Origin of the sequence: Acinetobacter sp. CIP 102136 (assembly GCF_000369685.1) — a bacterium.
Classification (GTDB): Bacteria; Pseudomonadota; Gammaproteobacteria; order Pseudomonadales; family Moraxellaceae; genus Acinetobacter; species Acinetobacter fasciculus.
This window is the reverse complement of record NZ_KB850141.1, coordinates 220114-232095: the sequence shown is the minus strand read 5'-3', so window position 1 is coordinate 232095 and position 11982 is coordinate 220114. Positions and strand designations below refer to the sequence as shown.

Below are 11982 nucleotides of genomic sequence, written 5' to 3'. Positions count from 1 at the left end.
ATAAAAGCCCATCATTCATGGGCTTTTTTCAATATTACTGAGGCAATCAGCGCGGTAAGTATTAGCTGGTTTTATTCAAGATAATACGATCACTGCGTAGCACTCGTTTTTGCTGTAATGAAGGTTGCTCCATCACTGGCATATTGAAGCGAATACGATCGCTATGTTGCACACGTTGTAGTTTTGCTGCCTCTACTTTCGCAACTTTATAAAAACTGATTCGATCTGTGCGTACCATTTTTTCTGCAGCAGGTGCCGCTAGACTAACTTGGCTCATCGACATCAGGATTACAGCGCCCATACTGATCATCAGCTTAGATTTCATAACATTCTCTCTCCTTACTTAATGATCGTAATTATAAATCAAAAAACCAGTATTAATTTAAAATTCAGATTTAAAATCCGCAGGGATTTTTTTATCTTCACTATCGTTTTTCCAGATCATTTCTAGAAATGAAAAATGAAGCAGGCATAAAAAATCCCTCCGAAGAGGGATTTTCTCATTCAATATATCAGCACTTAAGCAAGCAGCAAACTATTAATGCGCTTGACATATTCAGCAGGATTTTCTGGTAATCCACCTTCTGCAATCACCGCTTGGTCGAAGATCACATTGGCCAGATCATCAAACTGCGCTGAGCCATCCAGTTTTTTCACCAACGGATGTCCCGGGTTAATTTCCAGAATCGGCTTGATATCTGGCACAGGTTGACCCGCATCTTTCAGCATACGAATCAGCTGTGGAGACAATTCACCTTCGCCAGTCACCAGACAAGCCGGAGAATCGACCAGACGCGTCGTCACCCGCACTTCTTTGGTCTTGTCTTTTAATGAATCCGTCAACTTATCCACCACCGGTTTAAACTGGGCTGCGGCTTCTTCAAGGGCTTTCTTCTCTTCTGCATCCTGAAGGTCACCTAAGTCAACCGCACCCTTAGACACGTTTTGCAAAGGCGTACCATCGAACTCATTCACGAAGTTCATCGCCCATTCATCCACGCGTTCGGTCATCAACAGAACTTCAATGCCTTTTTTCTTGAACAGTTCCAGTTGTGGTGAATTTTTCGCAGCATTCAGACTATCTGCAGTCACATAATAAATGGCTTTCTGCCCATCTTTCATACGTGCTTTATAGTCTGCCAATGATGTGCTGACTTCATCATTGGTCGACGTCGCATAACGCAGCAGTTTTAAGATACGTTCACGGTTACTGAAATCTTCGCCCAGACCTTCTTTCAATACTGAAGCAAATTCCTGATAGAAGGTCTTGAAATTTGCCTGATCTTTTTCATCTTCAGATTTAGCCAGATTATCCAAAATGGTCAGGATACGGCGGGTATTGCCTTCACGGATGGTTTTTACATCACGGCTTTCTTGCAGTAATTCACGGCTCACGTTCAATGGCAGATCGGCACTGTCCACCACACCTTGCACAAAGCGCAGGTAGTTTGGAATCAGGTTATCCGCATCATCCATAATGAACACACGTTTCACATACAGTTTGATACCCGCTTTGGATTCACGGGTGAAAATATCATGTGGCGCTTTACTTGGAATATATAATAACTGGGTATATTCAGTGCTGCCTTCAACCCGGTTATGCGCCCAAGCCAATGGCGCTGCGAAATCATGGCTCAAGTTCTTGTAGAACTCGACATACTGCTCTTCAGTGATTTCAGACTTGTTACGAGTCCATAATGCGCTGGCCGAGTTAATGACTTCCCACTCATCAGTTTTGACATACTGGCCGCCTTTAGAGGTTTCGCCTTCAGCCGCTTCTTCTTCCTGCCAGACTTCTTTTTGCATCTGGATTGGCAGGCTGATGTGGTCTGAATATTTATTGATAATCTGCTTCACTTTATAGCTTTGCAGATAATCCAGCGCATCGTCACGCAGATGCAGAATAATATCAGTACCACGTCCTTGTTTCGTGATCTGTTCAACTTCGAACTCACCGGTTCCTCCACTAATCCAGCGTACGCCTTCAGAGACATCTGTGCCGGCACGACGCGATTCTACCGTAATCTTGTCAGCCACAATAAAGCCGGAATAGAAACCGACACCAAACTGGCCAATCAATTGAGCATCGGCTTTTTGATCGCCGGTCAGTTTGGACATAAAGTCTTTGGTGCCTGATTTGGCAATAGTCCCTAAATTATCAATAGCTTCCTGCTCGCTTAAGCCAATCCCGTTGTCTGAAATGGTAATGGTTTTATTGTCTGCATCCAGACTGACACGAACGCGCAGATCAGGATCATTTTCATAAAATTCAGGATGGTTAATCCCTTCAAAACGTAATTTGTCACATGCATCTGAGGCATTCGAGATCAATTCGCGCAGGAAAATTTCAGGGTTTGAATAAAGCGAATGGGTCACGAGATGTAGTAACTGAGCCACTTCAGCCTGGAAACTATGTTTTTGTGCGCTAGACTCGCTCATTAATCACTCCTTTTATTTTAAATACAGGTCAATACTGTTGCCTATATGAATGGAGTGAGTTACTAAATTTTCAATAGCCAGTTGTATATTTTTTCTCAAGATATTTTATAAAGGATCGCTTGATCTGATCTGGCTTGCATTTGTAAAGGCTTAAGTTTAAGCCTTAATAAGGCCCAAGCTTATAAATACGTTGAAATTGCAGGTCTATTTGCTGCTGGCGCATATTATAGACTTGACTCAGACAGGACACAGATTCCTGACAGCGGTCACGAAACTGTAGCCATTTCACCTGATCGCGCTGGATCACCGAGCGGGTTCCCATAGGCACCATACGACGTAAAATATGATAGCTGGTACTCATCTTGACATCGGCATCATTGAGCAGGCGATGTTCACAAATCGCTTTCTCTGTCACGGTTTCAGCTTTCTGACAATCAAAACTTGCCGCATAGGTAGACCCTACCAGCAGGCTGAAGAAGATCACAATACCTTGGCTTAAAAACTTCATGCTGATCTTCCTTATTATTCAATTATTAAGTCGTATTCAATTAATATTTACTTTATTCATTTTAATATAGTTGAACATTGCCGATCTGCTCAATTTCAATAAGTTATAAATCGTTGTTATTTTGAAAAAAAAAGCCTCATTCAAGATGAGGCTTTTTTATTAAGCAAGACTAGAATTTAGAACTTGTAGCTATAACCGATCGTGTAAACCCAAGGATCAATATTCAAGTCGAATTTAGTATTATCAGCATCATCTAAAGTCACTTCAGGACTCAAATCTGCATAGCGCACGTCAGCAAATACTCCCCAGTTTTTGGCATCGGCTGGCTGATAATTAAAGCCAACCTGACCTGCCAAACCAAATTCCTCTTTCACATCTTTAGCCAGACCTTCTTCATCCCAAGCAATAAAAGCTGTGCCACCTACACCAATATATGGCGTAAAACGTGTTGCATTTTTAAAGTTATATTTAGCGGTAATTGTGGGTGGAAGATGCTTAATCTTGGCAATTTTCCCTAGACCCTGAGCAGAAATGTCGTGATTAAATGGCGTAGCTAATAAAAGTTCTGCAGAGATATTGTCATTAAAAAAGTATTCAACCGATGGCGTAAAACCATATTCTTGATCCGCTTCTACGACTAAACCTGGTGCAATTTCAGTGTCACTTGATGGTGCTAAAGAACTGGCACCAACTTTCACCTGCCATTGACCTGCCATCGCAGATGCAGAAAGACCCATTAATGCAATTAGAGCAGCTTGCTTTAACATTTTAAAATACCCCACAGGAAGAATAATTATTAAGAAAATAAATCTTAATTAATAATAAACACGAGGGAAAATAATATGCAATAAGGATTATAAAACTAATTTTAAATTATTATTTAAAATATTGATTTAAAAAGTTATTTATTTTAAATTTACTGAATTGGTTGGTTTTAAATACCAAGTATATTAATCAGATAAATATGGCTTTATTCAGAGTAAAATAATCAGGTTTATATTAATTTTTATTTAAACATATATTTTAAATACATCTTATTATTTATTTTAAATCCAGATGAATCTGCTCCAATAGATATCAGAGCAGATTGAAATTGACTTACAGAACCATGGCTGCAATCCAGCCAAAAATCATTAACGGAATATTAAAGTGAATGAAGGTTGGAATCACACTATCCTTCATATGATCATGCTGACCATCCATATTCAGACCAGAAGTTGGGCCTAAAGTTGAATCCGAAGCTGGAGAACCGGCATCACCCAAAGCTGCTGCAGTTCCGATAATCGCAATGGTCGCCGCAGGGCTAAAACCGAACTGGATACACAGCGGTACATAAATAATCGCTAGAATGGGAATGGTTGAGAAAGACGAACCAATGCCTAGGGTAATTAGCAAACCAATCAACAGCATCAGAAATGCGGCCAGTGCCTGACTATCACCAATCCAGTTCACTGATGCTTCAACCAAGGTTGGTACCTGATTAGTCGCTTCAATCACCGCGGCAAAGCCTTGTGCTGCAATCATGATAAAGCCAACCAGCGCCATCATGCGCATACCAGTAATGATCACATCATCGGCTTCTTTCCATTTGAAAATGCCGGCACAACTCAGGATCGCGACACCGACCAGACCGGCCAGAATCATCGAATCTGAATAAAGCTGTACCGCCAATGTGGCAATAACTGCAAGACCTGCCATCCAGATGGTAAATTTGGCAATCTGCGGTTTAACCTGCTCAGCCACACCCAATTCAGCAGAAATACTTTGCTGTTCCTGGACATGAATATCTTGATATTGACGTGGTTTGCGATAGCTAATAAAGATCGCCACCAATAAGCCTACAAACATCCCGAATACTGGAATTGCCATCGCAGATGGAATCTGGTCATAGCTAATTTCAAATCCGTATGGTTTACCAAAGGTATTGATGTTATGACCCAGAATGTCATTCAGGAAGATGGCACCAAAACCGACCGGAATCAGCATATAGGTGCCTACCAGACCAAAGGTCAGCAAACAGGCAATCAAACGACGGTCGAGCTTTAAGTGGTTAAATACAGCCAATAGTGGCGGAATCAGTACCGGAATAAAGGCAATATGCACGGGAATAACGTTCTGCGAGAACACGGCAGCAATGGCGACTGTGAAAAAGATCAGATATTTCACCCGGTTTTGCGCTTTAAAATCGGCCTCACCTTTTAAGGTACTGATCATTTTATAGGCTAGCAAATCCGGTAAACCCGAACGTGCCAGAGCCAAAGCAAATGCACCTAAAATACCATAAGCCAAGGCAATTTTAGCACCACCACCCAAGCCATTGTTAAACGCGTCCAAGGTTCCCTGCAGGCCTAGACCTGCCAATAAACCACCTGTAACAGCACCAATGACCAGGGCAAAAACCACAGGTACACGTGCCAACGAGAGTCCGAACATGACTCCAATAGCAGCAAGAATTGCGAACATAATGAATCGGAATAGAGAGAAAGCGGCTATTTTATCAGAAAATACGGATAAAAATTCCGCCACTTTTTTCTGGTCGGGTCATGTTTCGCGGAGTGGCCTGTCAATGAATGTCAGCAGATTTACGCTGAATAAACTCATCAATCAATTGAGCCACTTGCTCCGGTTGACTCAGGATCGCCCAGTGATTGGCAGCCAGTTCTACTTTCGAGAAATCATCCACCCATTTTGACATTTCATCAACCAGATCTGGCCCGACAAACTGGTCATATTTCAGCACAATCGCCTGTACCGGACAGATGGCGAAACGCTGCCGTGGTTGAGTCAAACGTGGCAAAAAATTGGCCCGATACAGGTTCACACCATATTTTCCATCTTTGACAATATGCGGGTTGAGTGGCAGATCATCCCGTCTTTCTATTTGCTGCACGATCTTGGCCCAACGCTGCGGATTAAAAAAATTCCAGGCCAATGGCGCCACTAAAGGCAACTGAAACATCGCGATATACCAAGACTTACTCATTTGCTTTAAGAATTTTGCTTTGTTTTGCTGGAACTGTTCACGCATCCAGAAAGCGGCATGATCCAGACATGGCCCAGACAAGGTGCTATAAGACAGAATTCGTCCTTTAAAGCGTGGACCGGTGACGGATTCCCAGGACTGAATTGAACCCCAGTCATGCGCGGCCAGATGAAAAGCACGATTCGGCAATATTTCGTTCACCACCTCTTCCAGATCCTGACTTAAACGGGCCAAGCGGTAATCGGAGATTTTTTTGGGAATACTGGACTCACCTGCGCCACGGACATCATAAGTCACAACAAAGTAATCCTGACTCAAATGAGCAATGGCTGGCTCCCAAACTGCCTGATGATCGGGATAGCCGTGAACCAGCACCAATGCCGGTTGTTCGGATTGTCCATAAGTTTTGACACAAAGACGCTGCTGATCCGTGGTATCGACCCATTGCATGTGCATTTCCATCTTTTGATCCTGTTTTTGTTATTGACCACTTAGTTTATAAATCGGCATGATTGATCAATGCCAGCGCATTTTTGTTGCTCTAGTATGCATAATCACAGCCGCAAAAAGAATGTCAGTATGAGCCTATTCCAGAAAATTCAAAAACTGCCTCTGGTTTCAAAATTTATTCTGAACCGCTATGCCCCTTATCGTGGTGCAGGCATTGAAATTGATAAGATTGATTTTAATAATTATCACGTTCGGGTCAAAATGCCGCTGACCCGTAAGAACCAGAATATTGTCGGTGTGCATTTTGGTGGCAGCCTGTATTCAATGGTCGATCCCTTTTATATGTTATTGCTGATGCATCATTTGGGGCCGAAATACCTGGTCTGGGATAAAGGCGCCAGCATTCAGTTTTTGGCACCGGGTCGCGGTACAGTGGTAGCAGACATTCGGATTTCTGCTGAAGAAATTGCCACGATTATCAATCTGGCGACTGACAACGCGCCAGTGTATCGGCATTATCAGCTGAATATTTATGATGAAGCCGGGTTCAGAATTGCCGAAGTAGAAAAAACGGTATATATCCGGCGGAAACAGAGCAAAGGGAAAATTAACGCTCCTAAATAAGATAAAAGCGCCACATTGGCGCTTTTAAATCTAGCTAAATCTGAAATGACTTTCGACTTAACGACGACGGTTATCCTGTTCAATCGCAGCACCGGCACCACCACCGATTGCACCACCAATTGCAGCACCCGCGTTACCACCGAAGATGCTTTTACCGACTGCTGAACCAACAGCACCACCTACACCACTATAGGTCGCATTACGATTTGAACCGCCTTGGGATTTACTACCCGCTGCCGCACCGGCACCACCACCAACAGCTGCACCAACGCCACCGCCGACTTTATTACCAACACCACCACCGACTGCACCACCAAGGGCCGCAGCACCGATCCGTTGCTCATTGGCAGACATACTTTCACAACCCGCCAACATAAAGGTGGAAAGAGTGGCAACTGCCATAACACCCATTAATTTTTTCATGACCTTGGCCTTCCTGTCTTGCTTTAATTAAGCTTATCTTCATTTTATGAAACTAAAATCTGTAGCGTGTTACTTCTCTCGGTATTCCTGCTGAGTTTTGTAAATATCAATGGATTATTCTTCTGTTCAAGATGTCTTATTTATAAATTTCAGACAAAAAAAGACGCCCGAAGGCGTCTCTTTTCTCAGCTTTAACTCGAATTAGAATTCTTCGTTAAATGCCTGACTTAGAGCTTGGTCTACATCAGAGAAGTCATTGTGCAGTTCAAATTCTGCAGCTTCTGCTTCTTGACGACGACGCTCCAGGTGGTAAGCCAAACCTGTACCCGCTGGGATCAGACGACCTACAACCACATTCTCTTTCAAACCGCGTAAATCATCTTCTTTACCTGTTACAGCCGCTTCAGTTAACACACGCGTGGTTTCCTGGAACGATGCAGCAGAGATGAACGAGTCAGTAGAAAGCGATGCTTTGGTAATACCCATCAATTGACGTTCAAACTTCGCAGGGAACTTGTTTTGTGCAAGAACTGCTTGGTTTTCTTGAACAACGCGGATGTAATCCACTTGTTCGCCTTTGATGAAGCTGGTATCGCCGCCATCAGTGATATCAACTTTACGCAGCATTTGACGTACGATGACTTCAATATGCTTGTCGTTGATTTTTACACCTTGCAGACGGTATACGTCCTGAACTTCGTTCACGATGTAGTTTGTAAGCGCAACTTCGCCTTTCAAACGTAAGATATCGTGCGGGTTCTGTGGACCATCAGAAATAGTTTCACCACGGTTCACATGTTCGCCTTCGAACACGTTAATGGTACGCCATTTCGGAATCAGCTCTTCATAAATCTCAGAGCCATCATCCGGCGTAATCACCAGACGGTTCTTACCTTTGGTCTCTTTACCAAAGCTTACAACACCCGACACTTCTGCAAGGATTGCATGCTCTTTCGGCTTACGTGCTTCGAACAAGTCAGCTACACGCGGCAGACCACCGGTAATATCACGGGTACGTGAAGTTTCTTGTGGTACACGACCGATGACATCACCGACACCAATCGTTTCGCCATCGCGAACAGAAAGAATCGTGTTCTGTGGCAGGAAGTAGAACTGTTCACCACCATCAACGGTATCCAACACAACAGCAGGACGCAAATCTTTACCTGACGCAGGACGTGAAGTCACTGGCAAGATTTCGATGGTTGACATACCTGTTGCATCATCAGTTTTAGAAGTAACCGTCACGCCATCAGCAATCTGGCTGAAACGTACTTTACCAGCAACTTCTGTTACCAATGGATGTGTATGCGGATCCCAAGTCGCCACAATACCGCCTGCTTCTACAGCTTCGCCATCTTTCAGCAAGATAGACGCACCGTAAGGCAGTTTATAGCGCTCGCGCTCACGACCTAAATCATCCGCAATACCGATTTCACCTGAACGTGAAGTCGACACCAAATGACCTTTGGCATGTTGTACTGTTTTCACGTTGTGGAAACGTACTGTACCTTGGTTACGAACTTGTACACTGTTTGCAGCAGAAGTTCGGCTCGCAGCACCACCGACGTGGAAGGTACGCATCGTTAACTGTGTACCTGGCTCACCAATCGATTGAGCTGCCATTACACCAACAGACTCACCCGGGTTCACCTGGTGACCGCGTGCTAGGTCACGACCGTAACATTTCGCACATACACCGAAGGTAGACGCACAGTTCACGACTGAACGTACTTTAATTTCGTCGACACCTTGGCTTTCGATAAACGTTGCCAGTTTCTCGTCAATTAACGTATTACGTGGAAGCAGAACTTCGTCTGTACCTACACGTTTCACATCTTCAGCAACCACACGACCCAATACTCGTGCACCCAGGTTTTCGATGACATCGCCACCTTGAATGAACGGAGTCATTACCAGACCGTCATAAGTACCACAATCTGGCTCGGTAATAACCAAGTCCTGCGCAACGTCTACCAAACGACGAGTCAAGTAACCCGAGTTCGCAGTTTTCAGTGCTGTATCGGCCAAACCTTTACGCGCACCGTGTGTCGAGATGAAGTACTGAAGTACGGTCAAACCTTCACGGAAGTTCGCTTTAATTGGGGTTTCAATGATCGAGCCATCCGGCTTCGCCATCAAACCACGCATACCCGCCAACTGACGAATCTGAGCTGCCGAACCACGGGCACCCGAGTCAGACATCATGTAGATCGAGTTGAATGATTTTTGCTTCTCGTCTTCACCCTGTTTGTTCTTCACAGTAGTGAAAGACAAGTTGTCCATCATCGCTTTAGCAACCTGGTCATTGGTACGTGCCCAAATATCGACCACTTTGTTATAACGTTCGCCGGCAGTTACGAAACCTTGTTCGAACTGTTGTTCGATTTCACGAACTTCAGCTTCCGCTTTACCAATAATTGCTTGTTTTTGCGGTGGAATAACCATGTCTTCCATACCGACAGATACACCTGAACGCGTCGCCTGACGGAAGCCCAAGTACATCAATTGGTCAGCGAAGATAACAGTATCTTTCAGACCCAATTTACGGTAGCAAGAGTTAATTAACTTCGAGATGTTTTTCTTGGTCATCTCAACGTTAATTTGCTGGAAATCCATCCCTTCAGGTACAACTTCCCAAAGCAGGCAGCGACCAGGCGTCGTATCTACAATAATGGTTTGCTGTTCACGGTTACCGTCTTCGTCGATGACAGTCTGGTGTACACGTGCTTTAACGCGAGCGTGTAGATCAACCTGACCTGTTGCCAGTGCACGGTTTACTTCGTGAGTATCCGCGAACACCATGCCTTCACCTTTGGCATTGATTGCATCACGCGTGATGTAATACAAGCCCAAGACAACGTCCTGAGACGGTACGATGATTGGCTCACCATTCGCTGGAGACAAGATGTTATTCGTCGACATCATTAACGCACGAGCTTCAAGCTGAGCTTCAAGTGTTAATGGTACGTGTACCGCCATTTGGTCACCATCGAAGTCGGCGTTAAACGCAGCACATACGAGTGGGTGTAGACGGATCGCTTTACCTTCGATCAGGATCGGTTCAAATGCTTGAAGACCCAGACGGTGAAGTGTTGGCGCACGGTTCAACATTACTGGATGTTGACGAATCACGTGAGCAAGAACGTCCCAAACTTCTGGGGTTTCACGCTCAACCATTTTCTTCGCAGCTTTAATGGTAGTTGCTTGACCAGAAGCTTGTAGTTTCGCGAAAATGAATGGCTTGAACAGTTCAAGTGCCATTTTCTTCGGAAGACCACATTGATGCAAACGCAGGTTTGGACCAACAGTAATTACCGAACGACCAGAGTAGTCAACACGCTTACCAAGTAAGTTTTGACGGAAACGACCTTGCTTACCTTTGATCATGTCTGCCAAAGATTTAAGCGGACGCTTGTTCGAACCGGTAATTGCACGACCACGACGACCGTTATCCAGCAATGCATCTACAGACTCTTGTAACATACGTTTTTCGTTACGTACGATGATGTCTGGCGCTGCAAGGTCAAGAAGACGCTTCAAACGGTTGTTACGGTTGATCACACGACGATAAAGATCGTTCAGGTCAGAAGTCGCGAAACGACCACCTTCAAGTGGTACAAGCGGACGTAGATCTGGTGGAAGAACTGGAAGTACAGTTAACACCATCCATTCTGGCTTGTTGTTCGAATCGTTGAATGCTTCCATCAACTTCAAACGCTTAGACGCTTTTTTCAGCTTGGTTTCTGAAGTTGTAACAGGAATTTCTTCACGAAGACGCGCAATTTCAGCTTCAAGATCGATGTCTTTCAACAAGTCTTGAACCGCTTCAGCACCCATTTTCGCTGTGAATTCATCACCGTGTTCTTCTAATGCATTGAAGTATTCTTCATCGTTTAGAAGCTGGTATTTCTCAAATGGAGTCATACCCGGATCGGTCACTACATAAGATTCGAAATACAATACACGTTCAATATCACGTAGCGTCATGTCTAATAATAGACCGATACGGCTAGGCAATGATTTCAAGAACCAGATGTGTGCAACTGGAGATGCTAGCTCGATGTGACCCATACGTTCACGACGAACTTTCGCAGTTGTTACTTCAACGCCACATTTTTCACAAATGACGCCTTTGTATTTCATACGCTTGTATTTACCACACAAGCATTCGTAATCTTTCACTGGACCAAAGATTTTGGCACAGAACAAACCATCACGTTCAGGCTTGAACGTACGATAGTTAATGGTTTCTGGCTTTTTAACTTCACCGTGAGACCATGACTTAATCATTTCTGGTGACGCAAGACCAATACGGATGCGGTCAAACTCTACTGGAGCATGACCGTCTGAATCCGTCTTTTTGCGCATGATATCGAGCAAGTCTTTCAATTTTTTTCTCCGTGTGTTGTGGAGATTTTCACTCAACAACTGGGTCACAAATATTGTTTTTTAACTGAATTGGGAATCCCAAGAATCCCCCTCAATCCCCCTTTGTTAAGGGGGGAAGCCCCTCTTTATCAAAGAGGGGTTTGGGGAGATTTAATGGAGATTC

Annotated in this window: 9 protein-coding genes; 1 reads left to right on the top strand and 8 read right to left on the bottom strand. The window is 44.1% G+C overall.

Features of this window, described 5'->3' with window-relative positions; genetic code table 11:
- Positions 1–61: 61 nt before the first annotated feature.
- From F893_RS03985 to F893_RS03960, 6 genes are all read right to left on the bottom strand, one after another.
- Complete coding sequence (locus F893_RS03985; RefSeq protein ID WP_005102851.1) at positions 62–325, bottom strand: hypothetical protein; 264 nt, start codon at positions 323–325, stop codon at positions 62–64.
- A gap of 194 nt (positions 326–519) precedes the next feature.
- A complete protein-coding gene (htpG, locus tag F893_RS03980; protein ID WP_005102849.1) occupies positions 520–2439 on the bottom strand; it encodes a molecular chaperone HtpG in 1920 nt (639 codons plus the stop codon).
- Positions 2440–2602: 163 nt separating this feature from the next.
- A complete protein-coding gene (locus F893_RS03975) occupies positions 2603–2947 on the bottom strand; it encodes a lysozyme inhibitor LprI family protein (protein ID WP_004278601.1) in 345 nt (114 codons plus the stop codon).
- 176 nt (positions 2948–3123) lie between these two features.
- The gene (locus tag F893_RS03970; protein WP_005108067.1) at positions 3124–3714 is read right to left on the bottom strand and encodes an OmpW/AlkL family protein; all 591 of its coding nucleotides are present in this window, start codon (positions 3712–3714) and stop codon (positions 3124–3126) included.
- Between the two features lie 331 nt (positions 3715–4045).
- A complete protein-coding gene (locus F893_RS03965) occupies positions 4046–5410 on the bottom strand; it encodes a Na+/H+ antiporter family protein (protein ID WP_004278603.1) in 1365 nt (454 codons plus the stop codon).
- Between the two features lie 100 nt (positions 5411–5510).
- Entirely contained in the window at positions 5511–6392 is an 882-nt protein-coding gene (locus F893_RS03960) for an alpha/beta fold hydrolase (protein ID WP_005250467.1), read from the bottom strand.
- Positions 6393–6509: 117 nt separating this feature from the next.
- Between F893_RS03960 and F893_RS03955 the strand changes: the two genes are divergently transcribed.
- Positions 6510–7004: a DUF4442 domain-containing protein gene (locus F893_RS03955; protein WP_211100803.1), complete on the top strand. Its 495-nt coding sequence runs from the start codon at positions 6510–6512 to the stop codon at positions 7002–7004.
- A gap of 57 nt (positions 7005–7061) precedes the next feature.
- Here F893_RS03955 and F893_RS03950 read toward each other — a convergent pair whose 3' ends face one another.
- Together F893_RS03950 and rpoC are read right to left on the bottom strand one after the other, a co-directional pair.
- Entirely contained in the window at positions 7062–7427 is a 366-nt protein-coding gene (locus F893_RS03950; protein WP_005102830.1) for a glycine zipper domain-containing protein, read from the bottom strand.
- Between the two features lie 201 nt (positions 7428–7628).
- Positions 7629–11819, bottom strand: a complete 4191-nt coding sequence (gene rpoC, locus F893_RS03945) for a DNA-directed RNA polymerase subunit beta' (RefSeq protein ID WP_004278609.1) — start codon at positions 11817–11819, stop codon at positions 7629–7631.
- Between the last annotated feature and the right edge of the window lie 163 nt (positions 11820–11982).

Excerpts from the sequence above, each read along its gene's own strand:
- F893_RS03985 (WP_005102851.1), bottom strand. The coding sequence starts at position 325 with ATGAAATCTAAGCTGATGATCAGTATGGGCGCTGTAATCCTGATGTCG.
- htpG (WP_005102849.1), bottom strand. The coding sequence starts at position 2,439 with ATGAGCGAGTCTAGCGCACAAAAACATAGTTTCCAGGCTGAAGTGGCT.
- F893_RS03975 (WP_004278601.1), bottom strand. The coding sequence starts at position 2,947 with ATGAAGTTTTTAAGCCAAGGTATTGTGATCTTCTTCAGCCTGCTGGTA.
- F893_RS03970 (WP_005108067.1), bottom strand. The coding sequence starts at position 3,714 with ATGTTAAAGCAAGCTGCTCTAATTGCATTAATGGGTCTTTCTGCATCT.
- F893_RS03965 (WP_004278603.1), bottom strand. The coding sequence starts at position 5,410 with ATGTTCGCAATTCTTGCTGCTATTGGAGTCATGTTCGGACTCTCGTTG.
- F893_RS03960 (WP_005250467.1), bottom strand. The coding sequence starts at position 6,392 with ATGGAAATGCACATGCAATGGGTCGATACCACGGATCAGCAGCGTCTT.
- F893_RS03955 (WP_211100803.1), top strand. The coding sequence starts at position 6,510 with ATGAGCCTATTCCAGAAAATTCAAAAACTGCCTCTGGTTTCAAAATTT.
- F893_RS03950 (WP_005102830.1), bottom strand. The coding sequence starts at position 7,427 with ATGAAAAAATTAATGGGTGTTATGGCAGTTGCCACTCTTTCCACCTTT.